Annotated in this window: 17 protein-coding genes; 12 read left to right on the top strand and 5 right to left on the bottom strand. The window is 62.3% G+C overall.

Annotated elements, in window-relative coordinates:
• Positions 1-58: 58 nt before the first annotated feature.
• The 6 genes from AC07OJ_RS00475 to AC07OJ_RS00500 all read left to right on the top strand — a co-directional run bounded on the left by AC07OJ_RS00475 (position 59) and on the right by AC07OJ_RS00500 (position 7,605).
• Entirely contained in the window at positions 59-1,336 is a 1,278-nt protein-coding gene (locus AC07OJ_RS00475; RefSeq protein WP_495093656.1) for a carbohydrate porin, read from the top strand.
• A gap of 30 nt (positions 1,337-1,366) precedes the next feature.
• Entirely contained in the window at positions 1,367-2,872 is a 1,506-nt protein-coding gene (locus tag AC07OJ_RS00480; RefSeq protein ID WP_213552296.1) for an aldehyde dehydrogenase, read from the top strand.
• A 69-nt stretch (positions 2,873-2,941) separates the two neighbouring features.
• Positions 2,942-4,177, top strand: a complete 1,236-nt coding sequence (locus AC07OJ_RS00485) for a sugar ABC transporter substrate-binding protein (RefSeq protein ID WP_107339022.1) — start codon at positions 2,942-2,944, stop codon at positions 4,175-4,177.
• A gap of 67 nt (positions 4,178-4,244) precedes the next feature.
• Positions 4,245-5,756: a sugar ABC transporter ATP-binding protein gene (locus tag AC07OJ_RS00490; RefSeq protein ID WP_495093657.1), complete on the top strand. Its 1,512-nt coding sequence runs from the start codon at positions 4,245-4,247 to the stop codon at positions 5,754-5,756.
• Complete coding sequence (locus AC07OJ_RS00495; protein WP_120448139.1) at positions 5,749-6,804, top strand: ABC transporter permease; 1,056 nt, start codon at positions 5,749-5,751, stop codon at positions 6,802-6,804. Before AC07OJ_RS00490 ends, AC07OJ_RS00495 begins: the two co-directional genes overlap by 8 nt.
• Positions 6,805-6,930: 126 nt before the next feature.
• Complete coding sequence (locus AC07OJ_RS00500; RefSeq protein ID WP_226940005.1) at positions 6,931-7,605, top strand: GntR family transcriptional regulator; 675 nt, start codon at positions 6,931-6,933, stop codon at positions 7,603-7,605.
• On the opposite strand, the gene AC07OJ_RS00505 is transcribed toward AC07OJ_RS00500, so the two are convergent.
• Both AC07OJ_RS00505 and AC07OJ_RS00510 read right to left on the bottom strand, forming a co-directional pair.
• On the bottom strand, positions 7,602-8,588 hold the full coding sequence (locus AC07OJ_RS00505; protein ID WP_495094252.1) for a zinc-binding dehydrogenase: 987 nt from the start codon (positions 8,586-8,588) through the stop codon (positions 7,602-7,604). The two genes, AC07OJ_RS00500 and AC07OJ_RS00505, sit on opposite strands and share 4 nt — an antisense overlap.
• Positions 8,589-8,787: 199 nt before the next feature.
• Positions 8,788-11,013 carry an ATP-binding protein gene (locus AC07OJ_RS00510; RefSeq protein WP_065905628.1) on the bottom strand — a complete coding sequence of 742 codons (2,226 nt, stop codon included), beginning with the start codon at positions 11,011-11,013 and terminating at the stop codon, positions 8,788-8,790.
• Positions 11,014-11,317: 304 nt separating this feature from the next.
• Between AC07OJ_RS00510 and pstS the strand changes: the two genes are divergently transcribed.
• The 6 genes from pstS to AC07OJ_RS00540 all read left to right on the top strand — a co-directional run bounded on the left by pstS (position 11,318) and on the right by AC07OJ_RS00540 (position 16,455).
• On the top strand, positions 11,318-12,346 hold the full coding sequence (pstS, locus tag AC07OJ_RS00515) for a phosphate ABC transporter substrate-binding protein PstS (RefSeq protein ID WP_065905629.1): 1,029 nt from the start codon (positions 11,318-11,320) through the stop codon (positions 12,344-12,346).
• A gap of 74 nt (positions 12,347-12,420) precedes the next feature.
• A complete protein-coding gene (pstC, locus tag AC07OJ_RS00520) occupies positions 12,421-13,386 on the top strand; it encodes a phosphate ABC transporter permease subunit PstC (protein WP_065905630.1) in 966 nt (321 codons plus the stop codon).
• Complete coding sequence (gene pstA, locus AC07OJ_RS00525; protein WP_106804463.1) at positions 13,386-14,300, top strand: phosphate ABC transporter permease PstA; 915 nt, start codon at positions 13,386-13,388, stop codon at positions 14,298-14,300. The genes pstC and pstA overlap by 1 nt, the downstream gene beginning before the upstream one ends.
• A gap of 76 nt (positions 14,301-14,376) precedes the next feature.
• Positions 14,377-15,138, top strand: coding sequence for a phosphate ABC transporter ATP-binding protein PstB (pstB, locus tag AC07OJ_RS00530; protein ID WP_065905635.1), 762 nt, complete (start codon positions 14,377-14,379; stop codon positions 15,136-15,138).
• A gap of 31 nt (positions 15,139-15,169) precedes the next feature.
• The gene (locus AC07OJ_RS00535) at positions 15,170-15,868 is read left to right on the top strand and encodes a hypothetical protein (RefSeq protein WP_495093658.1); all 699 of its coding nucleotides are present in this window, start codon (positions 15,170-15,172) and stop codon (positions 15,866-15,868) included.
• Entirely contained in the window at positions 15,868-16,455 is a 588-nt protein-coding gene (locus AC07OJ_RS00540) for a hypothetical protein (RefSeq protein ID WP_213552307.1), read from the top strand. Before AC07OJ_RS00535 ends, AC07OJ_RS00540 begins: the two co-directional genes overlap by 1 nt.
• 82 nt (positions 16,456-16,537) lie before the next feature.
• Here AC07OJ_RS00540 and AC07OJ_RS00545 read toward each other — a convergent pair whose 3' ends face one another.
• From AC07OJ_RS00545 to AC07OJ_RS00555, 3 genes are all read right to left on the bottom strand, one after another.
• Positions 16,538-16,900, bottom strand: coding sequence for a BrnA antitoxin family protein (locus tag AC07OJ_RS00545; protein WP_213552309.1), 363 nt, complete (start codon positions 16,898-16,900; stop codon positions 16,538-16,540).
• A 3-nt stretch (positions 16,901-16,903) separates the two neighbouring features.
• Complete coding sequence (locus AC07OJ_RS00550) at positions 16,904-17,188, bottom strand: BrnT family toxin (protein WP_495094253.1); 285 nt, start codon at positions 17,186-17,188, stop codon at positions 16,904-16,906.
• Between the two features lie 332 nt (positions 17,189-17,520).
• Positions 17,521-18,861 carry a c-type cytochrome gene (locus tag AC07OJ_RS00555; RefSeq protein ID WP_495093659.1) on the bottom strand — a complete coding sequence of 447 codons (1,341 nt, stop codon included), beginning with the start codon at positions 18,859-18,861 and terminating at the stop codon, positions 17,521-17,523.
• Positions 18,862-18,871: the final 10 nt, after the last annotated feature.

Here is an 18,871-nt window from a genome sequence, read left to right on the forward strand (position 1 = left end):
TCTGCATGCTCGAAAAACACTAAAACCAACAATAAAAACAGTTTCGGGAACACTGACAATGACCAATAAAACCATCGTTGCCGCAGGACTTCTAAGTGCGTGTGTAGGCCCTGGCGTGTTTGCCGCCAGTTATTCGCCGGACAACTTTCTGCTTGGCGACTGGAACGGTGAACGCACGCGCCTGCATGAGCAGGGAGTGGACTTCCAGCTGACGTACGTCAACGAGCTGGCCTACAACACCCAGGGCGGCGACACGCACAAAGGCACCTACAGCGATCAGTTGATGATCGACAGCAACTTCGACCTGCAAAAGCTGCTCGGTTGGCAGGGCGCGAGTTTTCGCATGATCTTCAGCAACCGCAACGGCGAAAGCCTGACGGCCGAGGCGGGCACTCACACCTTGCTGGCCGCCCAGGAAATCTACGGCTACGGCAGCGTCACGCGGCTGGTGCAGTTCTATTACCAGCAGCAACTGCTCGACGACCGACTGGTGGTCAAGCTCGGCCGCTTGCCCATGAGCGGCGATGTGTTCCCGTTTTCCTGCAAGTTCCAGAACCTGACGTTCTGCGGCACGGTACCGGGCTACATCACCCCCAACTGGTTTACCTGGCCGGTCAGCCAGTGGGGCGCGGCGGTGGCGGGCAAGTTGACCGATGAGCTGACCGTCAACGCCTCGCTGTATCAGGTCAACCCGCGCTTTACCGAGAACGGCCAGGGCCTGAATTTCGGCAGTCCCTCGGGCACTACCGGCTACCTCGCCGTGGGCGAACTGGCCTGGACGCCGAGGCTCAACGGCCTGCCTGGCACCTACCGCGTGGGCGTCTGGCGCAACACCGGGGATTTCAACGACGTGTACCGCGATCTCGATGGCCAGCCGATCGGCCTGACCGGCAACGCCCCCGACCAGCACGATTCAGCCCGCGGCTTCTACGCCATGGTCGACCAACGCGTGTACCAGGACCCGGACAACAGTGCCCGCGGCCTCAATCTGTTTGCCAACTTCATTCAGTCGGACCGCGACGTGTCCTACGTGGAAAACGTCTGGCATGCCGGTGCCTTTATTAGCGGTCCGTTTGCCGCACGTCCGCAGGATGAAATCGGCCTGGCGCTGGGCCGCCTGGAAGTGAATGAAAAATCCGCCAGGCGCATCCGCCAGACCAGTGGCTACACCGTGGCGGCACCGCACACCGAATACCCGATGGAGCTGTACTACGGCGTCAGCGTGACCCCGGCCCTGACACTGCGGCCCAACGTGCAATACGTGGTCAACCCCGGCGGATTGAGCGGGGACAAGAGCGTGGTGGTGTTCGGCCTGAAAACCGAAGTCAGCTTCTAACCCCTTGAACCAGACAGGAGATACAACAGCATGAATACACTCGTGGATATCGCTGCGGTCCAGCAGCGTGTCGCCGCCCTGGACCTGCCAGGCCAGGCCTTCATCAATGGCCGCTTTGTCGATGCACTGAGCGGCGAGACCTTCGCCAATATCTCTCCGCGCAACGGCCAGGTGCTCAATCACGTCGCGTCCTGCCAGGCCGAAGACGTCGACGTTGCCGTCCAGGTGGCGCGCCAGGCGTTCGACAGTGGCGTGTGGTCGCAGCGTCCGCCCAAGGAGCGCAAGAAAGTCATGCTGCGCTTCGCCGCGCTATTCGAGCAGCACATGACTGAACTGGCCCTGCTCGAAACCCTGGACATGGGCAAGCCGGTCGCGGAAAGCAGTGGTTTTGACGTGCACGCGGTACTCGAATGCCTGCAGTGGTACGCCGAATGCTGTGACAAGGTCTACGACGAAATCGCGCCCTCCGGGCCGGGTGCGCTGGGCATGATCACCCGCGAAGCCATCGGTGTGGTGGCGGCGGTCACGCCCTGGAACTTCCCGATGCTGATGGCCATGTGGAAGGTAGCCCCGGCCCTGGCGATGGGTAATTCGGTGATCCTCAAGCCGGCCGAGCAATCGCCCTTGACCGCGCTGCGCATCGCCGCGCTTGCGGCCGAAGCGGGCATTCCGCCAGGCGTGTTCAACGTGCTGCCGGGTTTCGGCCCTACCGCTGGCCGCGCGCTGGGCCTGCATATGGATGTGGACACGCTGGTGTTCACCGGCTCCGGCGAAGTCGGCAAATTGTTCCTGCAGTACGCGGGGCAATCGAACATGAAGCGGGTCTGGTTGGAGTGCGGCGGCAAGACACCGAACATCATCCTCAATGACTGCCACGACCTGGAAAAAGCGGCGGCCACCGCCGCGAAATCGATGTTTTTCAACCAGGGTGAAGTCTGCGTAGCGCCTTCGCGGCTGATCGTCGAGGCGGGTATCCGTTCCGAATTCGTCGCTGAGGTCCTGAAGGTCGCGCGCGGTATCAGCGTTGGTGACCCTCTCGATCCGGCCACGCAACTGGGCGCCATGGTCGACAAGGCGCAAATGGACCGCGTGCTCGGCTACATCCGCACCGGTGCAGAGGAGGGCGCGCAGATCATCCTCGGCGGTGAACGTGCCGGTGGCGCCCTGGCCGACGGGTTCTTCATCCCGCCGACGATCTTCGACAACGTCACCAACGACATGACCATTGCCCGCGAAGAGATCTTCGGGCCGGTCCTGTCGGTGATCACCGCCACGGATCACCTGCACGCGGTGCGCATCGCCAATGACTCGCCCTATGGCCTGGCTGCCAGCCTGTGGACCAGCAACCTCAGTCGCGCCCACTCGATGATCCGCGCCCTGCGCGCCGGCAGTGTGTGGGTCAACTGCTTCGACGGCGGCGACATCACCATGCCGTTTGGCGGCTACAAGCAGTCGGGCAACGGTCGCGACCGTTCGCTGCATGCCTTGGACAAGTACTCCGAACTCAAGTCGGCCTGGATCGATTTACAGGCCTGAGCCCACACCACGGCGCTGTCGAGGACGGCGCCGGCATCACCGATCCCATCAGCGCACTGGAGAACAATAATGATGAAGAAGCGTTTGATCACCACCTTCGCCCTGGCGGCCCTTATCGGCAGCCAGGCCTGGGCCGCCGGCAAGCATGAAATCTACAGCTTGATGCCCAATACCGCGCTGTCGGGCGTGATTGACCCCGACATGCCGGATCGCACGGCGATCAACAAGGCATTGCCGTTGAAAAAGAAAGGCGAGCGCCTGCGTATCGGCTGGACCGAGATCACCCTGGGCAATCCCTGGTTCGTGTCGATGCTCGACGACGCGAAAACCATCGCGAAAAAGTACAACTACGATATCGAGCTGCAAGTGGCGGACAGTGACGTCGCCAAACAAAGCGCCCAGGTCGACAACTTCATTACCCTGGGCGTCGACCTGATCGTGATCGATCCCACCGACGTGCTCGGCTCGGTGTCGGATGTGGAACGCGCCGTGGCAGCCGGGATTCCGGTGATTACCGTGGGCACTGCGCCAGATGCCCGGGCTCCGGTGATCACCACCAGCACCGGCAACCCCTACGGCAGTGGTTTCGAGGCGGGCCGCTATGTGATCGCCAAGACCGACCCGGCCAAGGTGATCAACGCCGCCATGGTCATCGGCGTGATGGGCAACTCCACCTCCGAAAGCCGGCTCAACGGCATGATCTCCGGGATTGTCTACGCGCGTTCCGAGGAGCGAAAGCTGGGCCTGTCCAAGGAGGACGCGATGCTCAAGGGCTTCAAGTTGTTCCAGCAGATCAAAGCCAAAGGCAGTTTCAGTTGGCCGGAAGGTGGCTTCAACGTGTTGGCCTGGGGCCGGGGTGACTGGACCGAAGAGGGCGGGCTTGCGGCCACCGAAGACATCCTGGCGTCGCAGGGTGACAAGCTGAACCTGGTGCTGGCGGAAAACGACTTCATTGCCATCGGTGCAATCAACGCCCTGGAAAACGCCGGCAAGAAGGCCCAGGTGACGGTCGCCTCCGGCGCGGGCAACTTCCGTGTGGCGCTGGACTTGATCAAGCAGGGCAAGTTGCTGGTGAGTGCCACCAACAGCGGATCTGAAACCGGCGTGGCCGCGATTGAGCTGATTCACCAGATCCTCGACAAAGGCCTGGATGCCAACAACCTGCCGCTGGCGTCGTATTTCCCGGTCACGCTGATTACCCCGGACAACGTCGACACCTATATCAAGGCTGACAGCCTGCCGCCCTCCACCGACAACGTGCCGCCGTTCCGCTCCATCGAGCAGATCAAGGCGGCCCTCAAGTAACGCCCGCCAAACAGCCCGCGCCAACGGGGGCGGGCTGTCCGGCGACAGTCAATAGAGGGTGAAGAACATGAATGCGATGCACACACCAGCCGTAGAGATGCGCGATATCTCGAAGAAATTCGGTGGCATCAGTGCACTGAGCAACGCTGGGTTTTCGGCGCATGCCGGGGAAATCCATGCGTTGATGGGCGAGAACGGCGCGGGCAAGTCGACCCTGATGAAAATCCTTGCCGGGGCCTACGTACGGGATACCGGCACGGTCAGCCTGAATGGTGAACCGGTGGATATCCGCAAGCCGGGCGATGCACTCAAGCTGGGTATCTCGATCATCTACCAGGAGTTTGCCCTGGCCCCGCACCTGTCGGTGGCGGAAAACATCTGCATCGACGACCTGGGCAAGAGCCGTGGTGTTGTGCAGTGGGCTGCGATGCGCAAAAAGGCCCGGACGATTCTGGATGAGCTGGGTTTCAGCGATATCGACGTGCGCCAAGCGGTCGGCAGCTTGCCGGTGGCGTACCAGCAGGCCGTGGAAATCTGCAAGGCGTTGTCGCGTAATTCCTCGGTGCTGGTGTTCGATGAGCCCACCGCCGTGCTGACCTCGCATGAAGCGGAAAAGCTCTTCAAGATCCTCGACGAGCTGCGCCGCAAGGGCGTGTGCATTGTGTACGTGTCGCACCGCATGGATGAGATTTTCCGCATCTGTGACCGCGCGACAGTGCTCAAGGATGGCAAGACCGTCGGCACCCTGGCCCTGGCGGATGTCACCGAACGCGGGCTGATCGAGATGATGATCGGCCGTGAACTCAGCGACCTGTTCCCGCCGCGCAACGCGCGGATCGGCGAGGTGCTGCTGGAGGTGGATCAGCTGTGTGCCGGGCGGCTGGTGCGCAACGTGAGCTTCAACGTGCGTGCCGGTGAAGTACTGGGCTTCTGTGGCCTGGTGGGGGCAGGGCGCACGGAGACGATGCGCGCGATCTTCGGCGCCGACCGCAAGACCTCCGGGACCCTGCGCTTGAATGGGCGCGAACTGCACAATCGCACGCCGCGCGAAGCCATCGCCAATGGCATTGGCCTGCTGCCCGAGGACCGCAAGCAGCAGGGCGTGCTGCTGGAAATGTCGATCCGCGTCAATGGCGCGCTGCGCCCCGCCAGCCCCTACACCGGACGCATGGGCTGGATCGCCAGCGGCAGGGAGACCCAGGGCATCGAGGCCCTGCGCAAGCAACTGTCGGTGAAGACGCGTTCCATCGAGCAACGGGTCGGTGACCTGTCGGGTGGCAACCAGCAGAAAGTCGCGCTGATGAAGTGGGTCGATGCGGGCTGCCGCGTGTTGATTCTCGACGAGCCGACACGCGGCGTGGATGTGGGTGCGAAAACCGAAATCTACCGGGTGATCAATGCCCTTGCCGAGCAAGGGGTGGCAATCATCATGGTGTCTTCGGAAATGATCGAAGTGATCGGTATGTGTGACCGCGTCGTGGTCATGCGCGAAGGTGCGATCGCCGGTGAGCTGGTGGGCGAGCGCATCAAAGAACAACAGATGATTTGCCTGGCGATGGGAGTCGAGCACCATGAATAACCCTGATTACAAACTGGCTGCGGCCGAACCGCTGCAACACGACAGCCACGCCGATGCCGGGCGTGCGCACCGGCGCTCACTGCAACGCCTGTTTCTTGAGCACAACGCGCTGGTGATGCTGGTACTGCTGGCGATTGTCGCCAGCGTCTTGTCCGCGGATTTTTTCACCTATCAGAACCTCGGCAACCTGTTGCGCCAATTGACGCCGCTGTTGCTGGTGAGCATCGGCATGTTGATCGTGATTCTGACGGCGGGGATCGATTTGTCCGTGGCGTCGGTGGCTGCCGTGGGCGGGATCGTGGTGGCCATGACCCTGAACGTGATGCCGGTCGAAGGGGGACTTGGGCTGCTGCTGGCGGTGACGGTCGCGGTCGCATCCGGCGTCTTGATGGGCTTGGTGACAGGCACGTTTATCGCCTACTTCCGCATGGCACCCTTTATCGCCACGCTGGCGATGATGACGGTAGGGCGCGGCCTGGCCTTTATTTTGTCGAACGGACAGCCGCAACGGCTGGATGACAAGCTGACCAGTGCCCAGTGGTTGCGCGATTTCGGGCGCCTGGCCGATGGCGTGCTGGGCATTCCCTGGCCCGTGTGGCTGGCGATCCTGGTGACGGTCGTTTTTGCGCTGATCCTGCGTTACAACACCTACGGACGACTGACGATTGCCAGCGGCAGCAACGAAACCGCGGTGCGCCTGGCCGGGATTGCGGTGGAACGCTACAAGTTGGCGGCCTATGGCATCTGTGGTGGGCTGGCGGCATTGGCCGGGGTGGTGATTGCGTCGCGCTCGGGTGTTGCGGCGCCCAGCGCGGGCATGGCGCTGGAGCTCGATGCAATTGCGGCGTGCGTCATCGGCGGCGCGCTGCTGAGCGGCGGCAAAGGCACGATTTTCTACACCGTGGTCGGCGTGCTGGTGCTGGGGCTGATCGGCAATATCATGAATCTGCTGAGTGTGCCGGCCTACCCACAGCAGATTATCAAGGGGGCGATTATCGTGATTGCCGTGCTGTTGCAGGGCGTAGGACGGCGCGACGCACGGATTTGAAGGACGCGCCTGCCGGAGTGGCAGGGGTAAAATGATGATGTATGATGCGTGATCTGCGCCCCTGCCGCAGGCGTCGAGGCCTGCCGGGCGCACGTCATCGACCATGGAGATCGAGTAACAGTGACCGTGCATAAGCCCATTGATAAAGGCAACTTGAGTGAGCGGGTGTATTCCATTATTCGCACGGCGTTGATGGACGGCCAATACCAGCCCGGCGATCGCCTGCGCATCAGCACCCTGGCCGAAGAGTTCGGGGTCTCGATCACGCCGGTGCGCGAGGCGATTTTCCGGCTGGTCAGCGACCATGCGCTGGACATGAAGGCCGCGACGTCCATCTACGTGCCGGAGTTGTCGGTCAGCCAGCTCAGGGAAATCCAGTTGATCCGTCATCTGCTTGAGGGTGAGGCCGCCGGTGCCGCCGCGCAGCGCATTACCGTGCCGGAACTGATCAAGCTTGAAGGTATCCAGGATGCGTTTCAGAAGGCGGTTTCGGTCGACCATCGGCAGGCGGCATTGCTCAACCGCGAGTTCCACTTCGGCCTGATCAGCGCGGCGCGCATGCCCGTGGTGTCCAAGACCCTGGAGAACATGTGGGTCATCATGGGGCCGCTGCTCAGCCGCTTCCACGCGGAAGTGCCGAAGTTGGAACTGGCGAGCGCCCAGCATAAGCACTTTGAAGTGCTAGAAGGCCTGCGCACGCGCGACTCGGGCAAGGCCAAGGCCGCGCTGCAGGCGGATATCGCCTGGGGAGAGTTGATGATCGAGTGGTTGGAGAAGAAGGAAAGCCTGGCCGAGGTTTAGTCGGCGAGGCGCGCTACCCATTTGCCACTGCTGGAACCTTGCTTGAGGGCACGAAGCGCTTGCGGCAGCTCATGGAAGTCGAAGACCTGCTGTCCAGGTACCCGCAGTTTGCCGTTCAGGACCGCGTCGAGGAGCCGTTCGCCGTGTTGGCGCAAGGTCTGCCGATCACTCAGGCTGGCGTAGGCGTGAAAGCTGTTGAGCGCCACCTCGTGCAGTGAAATCGCAGTGCTGAAAGCCGGCAATGGCGCGCTTTCCTGGCGGTCCTGGATGCACACCAGGTGCCCGTTGTAGCCGAGCAGGGGCGCGAGTGTGGCTGCATGCGCACCGCTCACGGTGTCGAACACGGCGTCAAGGCGCCGTTCGCCCAGGGCTGACTGAAGTGCCTGCTGCCAGCCGGCGTCGCGGTAATCGAATACACCGACCACGCCCAATGCCTTCAGGTGGGCATGATGAGCCGTGCTCGCCGTGGCCCACACACGCAACCCACGCTGTACCGCCAACTGCGCCAACAGCAGGCCCACCGCACCGCCCGCGCCGACCACCAACACATCGCCAGCACTGCCCGGAATCTTTTCCAGCGCCTGCCAGGCCGTCAAGCCGGGGCAGGGCAGTGAGGCCGCCCAGGCATCATCGAGGGCCGCCGGCACGGTCATCACCGTCGCCGCATCGAGTATGCAGAACTCGGCAAAACTGCCGTCGCGATCCAGCGACTGATGGTAGGCCACGCGCGTACCGGGTTTGATCGGCACTCCGGCACCGCTCGCAACCACCACGCCCATGCCATCCACGCCCGGCACATGTCCGGTTTTCCACGCCGCATGACCCCACTCGATGATCTTCCAGTCCACCGGGTTCAAGGCGATGGCACGATTGGCGATGAGCACCTCACCCGGTCCGGGCTGATCCAGGCTTTTGCGGACCAGCTGCAAACCGTCGATCCCTGCACCTGCAGTCCAGGACCAGGCAGCGAAATCTGTCTTCATCATCAGTGTTTATCCCTAAGGCGAGAGTCGCGCAGTATCACCTGGGACGTGCTGGCGATAAATGTGCCTTCTGGAATGAGTGTTGTGAGAAAGAATCAACAATCATCAAGGCGCGGGGCTGATCCTCCCGCGTGTGCAGCGGGGGGATGTGCTGACGTCGGCCACAGTAACCTGCGGGGCCGGCGACATCGCGTGACGCTCACGACTCGATCAACTCCCGCACCCGCGCCGTCAACGTGTCCAGCGCAAACGGCTTGGTCAGTATCTGCATGCCAGGCCCCAAGCGCGTGTCGCCAATGATGGCGCCTTCGGCGTAGCCGGTGATGAACAGGGTTTTCAGCGCGGGCCGTACTTCGCGGCCGGCGTCGGCCATCTGGCGTCCGTTCATGCCGCCGGGCAGGCCGACGTCGGTGATGAGCAGGTCGATGTGCACGTCGGAGCGCAGGATCTTGAGCCCGGTAATGCTGTCACTCGCTTCGATCAGGCTGTAGTCGAGGCCGCCGAGTACATCCATCAACAGCGTGCGCACACTGGGTTCATCGTCGACGATCAGGATGGTCTCGCCGTACTCCGCCGGCGCGGCACTGGTACTGTCCTGCTCGGGCGTGGGCTCAATGGTCTGTCCATAATAACGTGGCAGGTAAAGGCTGATGGCCGTGCCGCGGCCGACCTCGGAGGCAATGCGTGCCTGCCCGCCGGACTGTTTGGCGAACCCATAGATCATCGACAGCCCGAGACCCGTGCCCTGGCCGATGGGTTTGGTGGTGAAGAACGGGTCGAACGCCTTGGCCATGACATCGGGCGTCATGCCGGTACCAGTGTCGGTGACTGTCAGCGTCAGGTATTCCCCTGCGCTCAGGTCTTGGGCGCTGGCAGTGGCAGCGTCCACCCGCACATTGGCGGTCTCGATGCTGATGCGCCCGCCATCGGGCATGGCGTCGCGGGCGTTGATGCACAGGTTGAGCAGGGCGTTTTCCAGCTGGCTGGCATCCACCAGCGTCGGCCATACGCCACTGGCGCCGAGGGTTTCCACGCTGATGCTGGGACCCACGGTGCGCTGGATCAGCTCGCCCATGTCGTCCATCAGCAGGTTCACATCGGTGGGCCGCGGGTCCAGGGTCTGCCGGCGCGAGAAGGCGAGCAGACGGTGGGTCAGCGCCGCCGCGCGCTTGGCCGCACCCTGGGCGGTGGTGATGTACTTGTCGACTTCCGCCCAGCGACCCTGTGCGATGCGCAGCACCGTCAGTTCGAGTGCGCCGGAGATCCCCGCCAGCAAGTTGTTGAAGTCATGGGCGAGGCCGCCGGTCAGTTGGCCCACGGCTTCCATTTTCTGCGACTGGCGCAGTTTTTCCTCGGCCTGGATCAGCTCGACGGTGCGCTCGGCCACGCGTTGCTCGAGGGTTTCGTTGAGGGCGCGCAGTGCGGCGGTCGCGCGGTCGCGCTCGGCCTCCACGGAGCGCCGGCCCTCGACGTCGATGACCACGCCCGGCAAGGTCAAGGGTGTGCCATCTTCGGCAAGTTCGACCCGGCCGTTGGCCTCGATCCAATAATATTTGCCGTCGGCGCGAAGCACGCGGTACTGGTGCGCGTAGGCGCCGCCACGGGCAATCGCGGCATTGATGGCGGTGGTCAGCCCGTCGCGGTCTTCCGGGTGCACCGAGGTGATCACCTGCGCCAGGCTCAGGCCTTCATGGCCCAGGGCCGGGTCCACGCCAAAGGCGCGGGCGAACGCGTCGTCGATGGTGAAGCGGTCGCTGGGCAGGTCCCAATGCCAGGTGCCGATGATCGCACCGGCGGCCAGCGCCAGTTGCACGCGCTCGACGTTTTGCCGCGCCACTGCTTCGCTGATGCGCAGGCGCTCCTGCGCGTTGCGCCGCTCGGTGACGTCACTGAAGATAATCGCGATCTGCCGGTCGGCCGGGTCGCCGACACGCACCGCGCGCACGTCGAACCAGCGCTTGAACGCTTCAGCGTAGCTTTCGAAAGTGGCTGGCTCGCCGGTCTTGGCCACGTGCCCGTAGGTCTCGAACCAGAAACTTTCCAGGTCGGGGGCGAACTCGGTGACCCACTTGCCGCGCAGGTCGACCCCGGCCTGGCGCTCGAACGCCGGGTTGGCCTCGACAAACCGGTAGTCGATCGGCCGATCATCGGCATCGAACTTGACCTTGACGATGGCAAACGCCGACTCGACCGTCTCCAGGATGGTGCGAAAACGCTCTTCGCTCTGGCGCAATGCGACGTGCGCGGAGCGCATGTTCGACATGTCGAGCAGCGCCTGGCGATAGCGTGCCTGGGTGTCTTCGAAGGAATTCGGCGGTACATCTTCGCTACGCGCGCCTGACATGGGGTCGACGCCCGCCTCTGTCAGCAGGGCACGCAGGCGCAGGACTTGCGCCTCCAGCTCTTCACGAGTCAGGTCTTTCACTGCTGTTTCCATCGATGTGTGAGAGGGAGCAACCAAGCCGCTAAGACCCGCGCGCCCGCCAGAGGGTTCAATCAGGGGGGAGAGGGGCTTTGCGAGAAGTAAAGCCGGCTTTTCGGGGGCTGGCTACTTTTTCAGCGCGGCGTGCGAAGCGTCCTAGTCGCATTTTGTTACGAACCAATGACCGCTAAAGGCCACATTGAGACGGTAAATGGGGACAAGCGCGTGGTTTGCCATTCAACTTTCATAAAAACGTAACAACTCTGCTGCACAGTTCGGGAGCCCGTAATTACAAGGATTCTCCTGAATGAAACGTCTGATGAAGTCTGCTGCACTCGCCGTTGCGGTTTCGCTGGGGGCCACCTCGGTATTTGCTGCCGAGAACGTCCGTCTGACCGGTTCAGGCGCCAGCTTCCCTGCACCGATCTACCTCACCTGGTTCAAGGATTTCAGCAAGAAAAGCGCGGGTGTCACCGTGGATTACCAATCCAAGGGCAGCGGCGCAGGTGTGCAGGACTTCCTGAATAAAACCGTCGATTTCGCCGCCAGTGACTCGGCGATGAAAGACGAAGACATCGCCAAGGTCGCCGAAGGCGTGCAGTTGCTGCCGATGACGGCGGGCGAAATCGTGCTGGCCTATAACCTGCCGGGCAACCCCAAGGGCCTGAAGCTGCCACGCGAGGTTTATTCCAACATCTTCCTGGGCAAGATCACCAAGTGGAACGACCCACAGATCGTCGCCGCCAACCCGGACCTGAAACTCACCGACACGCCAATCACCGTGGTCGTGCGTGCTGATTCCAGCGGTACCACCGCCGTCTTCACCAAGCACTTGGCGGCGATCAACCCGCAGTTCCAGAAGGACCTGGGTGAAGGCAACACCGTCAACTGGCCAGCCAGCGACAAATTCATCAAGTCGCCGAAGAACGATGGTGTGACCGCCACTGTACGCCAGACCCCGGGCGCCATCGGCTACATCGAGTACGGCTTCGCCAAACTGGCCAAGGTTGACTTCGCCCAGTTGCAGAACAAGGCCGGCCATTACGTCGTGCCAAACGCCGAAAGCGGTGCCGAGGCCCTGGCAGCGGTGAAAATGCCGGAAAGCCTGGTGGCCTGGCTGCCGGACCCGGATGGCGCCAAGTCCTACCCGATCACCTCCTACACCTGGATGATCTTCCGCAAGGACAACGGCAACCCGGCCAAAGCCAAGGCCATGCGTGAAATGGTCGAGTACAGCCTGACCGAAGGGCAGAAGATCGCTGATTCGATGGGCTACATCCCGCTGCCGCAATCGGTTGTCGATCAGGTTCGCAAGGCTTCCGCCAACATCCAGTAACACCCGTGTGGTCTCTCTCGGTGTGTGCGTCGAGCCGCGCCGAGGGAGTTTCCCCCCTGTTCCGGAATTAGCCAATGAACACACCTTTTGTCGTACCGGTTAACCCGGATTCTGCCTGCCAGCCGCCTTCCACGAAGGATTTCCTGGTTGACCGCACCTTCCGTGCCCTTGCGCGAATTGGGGTGGTGCTGATTCTGGCGTTGGTCTTCGCCTTGGTATTCGAGGTGGGACGCAAGGCCCTTCCGGGCATGGAAAAGCACGGTTTCGATGTGCTTTTCGGCAGTGTCTGGGACGTTAACCAAGGCAAGTACGGCATTCTGCCGGCCATTTGGGGCACGCTGTACAGCGCCCTGATTGCCTTGCTGATCGCCGGTTTCTTCGGTGTCAGCATGGCCATTTTCCTCACCCAGGATTTCCTGCCGGCGAAGCTGGCAGCGGTGTTTCGCACCATTGTCGAGCTGCTCGCGGCCATCCCCAGCGTGGTCTATGGCCTGTGGGGGATCTACGTGGTGATCCCGGCGATTCGGCCACTCACCGCCTGGCTGAACAGCGAACTGGGCTGGATTCCCTTTTTCGGCACGTCCCTGAGCGGGCCCGGGTTGCTTCCGGCCGCGCTGGTACTGGCCATCATGATTCTGCCGACGATTGCGGCAGTGTCGCAGGACGCGCTCACTGGCGTGCCGATGAAAACCAAGCAGGCCGCCTACGGCATGGGCACCACCCACTGGGAAGCGATTCTCAAGGTGATGGTGCCTTCGGCGGCGACTGGCATTTTCGGCTCGCTGGTCCTCGGCCTGGGTCGCGCGCTGGGTGAAACCATGGCGCTGGCGATGCTGGTGGGCAATGCGAACAACATTTCGCTCTCGCTGTTTGCGCCGGCCAACACCCTGGCCGCGCTGTTGGCGCTGAACTTCCCCGAAGCCGGCCCCAACGAAATCGAGGTGTTGATGTACGCCGCGCTGGTGCTGATGTTTATCACGCTGCTGGTGAACATCCTCGGCTCCATGATCATGCTCTACGCCCAGCGGGGGAACAAATAATGACTGACCTCACTTCGCCTGCCAGCAGCTTGACCTCGCCAGCCGGCGCCATGCCCAGCCTGCAGCGCAAGTTCGAAGGGCGCGCCTTGCGCAGCCTGGTGCTGACCACGTTGGTGTGGACGGGTGCGCTGATCGCCAGCGTGCCGCTGATTTCCGTGCTGTACATGCTGATCACGCGCGGCGGGGCACGGCTGAGCCTGGAAGTGTTCACCGAATTGCCGCCTACCGGTTTCGAGACTGGCGGCGGCTTCGGCAACGCCATGGCCGGCACCTTTGTGATGGTCGGCATTGCCGCCGCCATTGCCGTGCCGGTCGGCATCATGGCCGCCGTCTTCCTCGCTGAACTGGGGCCCGACAGCAAGCTGGCAAACGCCGCGCGCTTTGCCGCCAAGATGCTCACCGGGCTGCCGTCCATTCTGGCCGGCGTGTTCGCCTACGCCCTGGTGGTGATGACCACCGGCACCTACTCGGCACCGGCCGGCGGCGTTGCCCTGGCGGTGTTGATGCTGCCGATCGTCGTGCTGACGGCTGAAGAGTCGATGCGCATGGTGCCCAAGATCATGAAGGACGCCGCCTACGGCATGGGCTGCACGCGCTCGCAGGTCATCTGGAAAATCATCTTGCCGACCGGCATGCCGGCGATTCTCACCGGCGTGATGCTGGCCGTGGCACGTGCTGCGGGTGAAACCGCGCCATTGCTGTTTACCGCGTTGTTCAGCAACTACTGGATCTACCACGACGGCAGCCTCGCGGTGATGAACCCGACGGCATCGCTGGCCGTACTGATTTACAACTTCTCCGGCATGCCCTTCGACAATCAGCTCGAACTCGCATGGGCGGCTTCGCTGGTGTTGGTGATGATCGTGCTGGTCGTGAACATTGTCAGCCGCATTTTCGGCAAGCCCAAGTACTGAACAAGGGAGCATCTGAATTTTGAACGTATCAACTGCGCAAATAGCCGCTCCGTTTACCACCCAGGCGCCTGTGGTCATGGACTGCAAGCTCGACAAGATTTTCTACGGCAACTTCATGGCCGTGCGCGACAGCCACGTACCCATCGAGAAAAACAAGATCACCGGCTTCATCGGGCCTTCCGGTTGCGGCAAGAGTACTGTGCTGCGCAGCCTCAATCGGATGAATGACCTGGTCAAAGGTTTCCGCTTCGAGGGGCACGTGCATTTCCTCGGGCAGGACGTGTATGGCAAAGGCGTGGACCCGGTGGTAGTGCGCCGCTATATCGGCATGGTGTTTCAGCAGCCGAACCCGTTTTCGATGAGCATCTTCGACAACGTCGCGTTTGGCCTGCGCCTCAACCGCTACAAGGGCGACCTCGGCGATCGCGTCAAGCATGCGCTGCAGGGCGCTGCGCTGTGGGATGAGGTCAAGGACAAGCTCAAGGTCAGTGGCCTGTCGCTTTCCGGCGGCCAGCAGCAACGGCTGTGTATCGCCCGCGCCATCGCCACCGAGCCGGAAGTGCTGTTGCTCGACGAGCCGTGTTCGGCGCTCGACCCGATCGCCACGCGCCGGGTTGAAGAGTTGATGGTCGAGTTGAAAAAGGACTACACCATCGCGCTGGTGACCCACAACATGCAGCAGGCCATCCGTGTGGCTGACACCACTGCGTTCTTCTCGGTGGATATTTCCCAGGGCACGCGTACTGGCTACCTGGTAGAGATGGGCCCGACCACCCAGATTTTCGGCAGCCCCCGCGAGAAAATGACCGAGGACTACATCAGCGGTAAGTTCAGCTGATCGACCTTTCCACCGTTTGCCAGGATTGCCAATGTCTGCAACACATCGTCTTGATTTGCCCGCGATCGAACGCGCTCTGCGTAAAGTACAGAGCCGCTTTGCCGAGCTCAGCCGCCACTTTACCGAGCCGCGCGATCCGTTCACGGACGAGGTGCTGGAAAATGTGCTGGAAGGCTATGCCCTGATTGATGACTATGTCGCTCGCGGCGTCGACCTGTTTGACCTGCAGCAACTCAACCTGATGCTGGAGATCAATGCCACCGTGCTCTGCGGCAAGGACCCGGTGCGCCGGCTGGAATACGCCCAGCACCTGGCGGCGACCGAGCAGCACTTTTTCAACAATGTCGAGGGTGGCATCAAGGACTTGTACAACTGGTATTGCGCCTACCGCAGCGAGTCGGTCTGGAAGCGTGCAGCCGGTGTCTACGTGCGCATCCTCAGCAAGCCGCAATTGTTCATCGAGGGCAATAACCGCAGTGGTTCGCTGATTGTCAGCTACCTGCTGATGCGCGCGGGACTGCCGCCGTTCGTGCTCACGCTGGAAAACGCCGAGGGCTATTTCAACCCGTCCTCGGTCATCCGTAACTCCGCCAAGCACGGCGTCAAGGCCCTGTACGAATTGCCCAAGATCAAGAAAAAATACGCGGCATTCCTGGAAGATCAGGCCCCGGATCCCAGGGAGTTCTTCCTGGGCGACACACCCGTGCCTGCCGCTCGGGGAGGCCTGTGATGGGAGGGTATCCAGTGCTCGACAGCGTTCGGCGTCTGTTCAATCGCCCGCGTATCCGCATTTCGTTCGACATCGACGACACGCTGGCCTGCCAGCTTCACCACAGTGCGGTCGAACACAGCCGGCTGCCGGCCTGTGTCCACCGGTGGCTGGGTGAACCGCTGCGCGTGGGGACTCGCTCGCTGACCCGTGAACTGCGCCGCCAGGGCTGCAGCATCTGGGTCTATACCTCGTCCGGGCGGACCCCGTCCTACATCCGGCGTTGGCTGTTGCTGTACGGCATCCGCGTCGACGGCGTGGTCAACAGCGTGCTGCACAACCGTGCGCTCAGCGTGCGCGGGCTGTCGAACGCACCCTCCAAATTTCCACCGGCCTTTGACATCGACCTGCATGTCGACGATTCCGAAGGCGTGCGCAGTGAAGGCCATGACCACGGCTTTCGCGTGGTAGTGGTCGACCCGCAGGACGAGCAGTGGGCACAGCGCGTGCTCGACGCGGTCGCGCACGTCCAGGCGCAACTGGCCCGCCAGCAACCGCTCAGTTTTGCGCCGCCGGCACGGCGGCGTCCGCAGGTGTTTTCGTCCTGAAACCCATCCCCTCTAAAGTGGGTTGGCCAAACCGTCAGCCAGCGACCGGTGCCTGACACAAGCCTAGGCAGGGTGAATCAACTTACAGCGTTGCTTTGGATTTGGCCGATCTGGACGTGCCCAGCACCCGATTCAATTCTCCGGCGACCGCGATGAGTTGTTGTTCCAGGGCTTCAACCTCAGACAGGCTGATACCGCTATTGAGGACTTGCAGGGGTTTGGCCCGCTTCTTCGGGGCAGGCGCCAGGTTGTGCGCTTCCTGAGAAACCAACGCCTGGCGCAACAGGTTGTTGATTACGGTTTGATAGCCCGTGCCGGCGCTTTGCGCACGCTCACGGGCAGCGTCGATCACTGCATCGTCAAGCATTATGGTGATGCGGGTCTTGCCCTTGTTGCTGGCGACAGCACCGCGCTTACCGTTGGTGAAATCGTATTCGTCTTTCATGGTTCAAGCCTCCAGGTACTGGCGCCGTTCATTTCTTGAGGCAAGCCTGGCGCTGATAATGCGCACGAAATGCGGGTCGCGGTAGGTATAAGCAACTACCAAAATGCGTCCTTTCGCGTCACTGCCGATGGTCACCCAGCGTTCTTCGTCATGATCGTGGTCTTGTATCGTCAGGGCCGCTCGGTCGTAGAACACGGGTTCTGCGTCGGCCAGGCTGATGCCTTTGTGTTTTTGCTGATTGGCGATATTTTTCGCTTCATCAAATTGAATCCTGAACGTTCTCGTTATGCATACTTTATATGTATAAAAAAGCCAAGGGAGAAACCGTCAGTCAGGAAGATGACCAGCCATTGATAACCGCAATGTTTGCCATGTTCTGCGCGGTGGGGTGGGTCTCGATCTTGCCGAGGTTGCCCGCCTGTTTCTGTGCGCAATGGCGAGTGCGTTGCGTAAAAGGGTTCTGATTTGTGTGTCAGACGAGGCGAACGGGAGCAGGCGAACGCAAGGAAGTGTCAACGTGCGCTGAGCCCGTTCAAGACAGCTTGTGTTCACCTGGCGATTGGATTCCTGGCGCGCTCACTTCGGTGACCACGCCAGGGAGGGGGGAGGGGTACCGTCTTTCAGCGCATTTGCAAAATTATCGGACTGGCACTGGCCGGATCGGTGTGCCCGCGCAGTTTGCCGACGGCCTTGGCGTCGACTGCGTCAGCGTGGTTGCCCCACGTGCTGCGCACATACGTCAGCACCTCAGCGATTTGGGTATCGGACAATTGCTCGCGAAAGGCCGGCATGCGGTAGGCATCCGGCACGCCGGCGGCGACGATGCGTTGCGAGCCGTTGAGGGTGATGTTGATCGCCGAGGCGTTTTCCTTGGCGAGGGCGGAGGTGGCGCCGGCCAGCGGCGGCATCCACTCGGGCTGGCCTTTGCCGTCCAGGCCATGACAGGCGGCACAACGGGTTGCGTAGGTGTGGGCGCCGGGAATGTCCTGGCGGGTATCAGCGGCCACGTATTGCCACGGGGGGCCGTCGCGCTGCGGGTCGCCGGGCAGTGACTTGAGATACCGGGCGATGGCGGCCAGGTCGTCGTCAGCCATGAACTGCGTGGAGTTGTTGAAGGCTTCGGTCATCGAGCCATAGACCACCGCATGCTGATTGCGCCCGGTCTTGAGGAATTGCACGATGTGCGCTTCGCTCCAGCGGCCCAGGCCGGTGTTGTGATCCTGGCGCAGGCTCGGGGCGTACCAGCCATCGAGCAGGCCACCGGCGAGGTACGGCGCGCCCGACTCGTCCAGGGCCTTCTCGTTGAAAGCCAGGCCGCGTGGCGTGTGGCAACTGCCGCAATGGCCCGGGCCCTGGACGATGTAGGCGCCACGGTTCCACACCGCATCTTGATTGGGCTTGGCCGCATACGGCGCGGTGGGAGCGAACACGCCGTTCCACAACGCGATGGGCCAGCGCAGGTTGAGCGGCCAGGGGATGTCGCTGGGGATATTCGCCTGTTTGTCCGGCTGCACACCGTGCATGAAAAACGCATACAGCGCGCGGATGTCATCGTCACTGAGCTTGGCATACGAAGGGTAGGGCATGGCCGGGTACAGGCGCTTGCCCCCCGGCGCCACGCCGTGGCGCACCGCGCGGTCGAAGTCGGCCAGGCTGTAGGTGCCGATGCCGGCGTCGCGGTCAGGCGTGATGTTGGTGGCGTGGATGTTGCCCAGCGGCGTGGCCATTTCCAGGCCGCCGGAGAAAGGCGCCTTGCCCGCCAGGCTGTGGCAGGCCACGCAGTCGCTGAGGCGCGCGACGTACTCGCCACGGCTGACCAGCGCAGGGTCGGCGCTGGCGGTCGACTCCTGTGCGAAGGGCGTCGCGGGCTGGCGGGTGACGTACCAGGCCAGTACGCCGGCTGCGACCAGGCAGGCCAGCAATAGCCAGCCTGCGGTTCTTGCGAAGCGAGGGTTGTTCATGCGCGGTCCT

The sequence above is a fragment of the Pseudomonas sp. GW821-FHT09C08 genome (genome assembly GCF_059418125.1).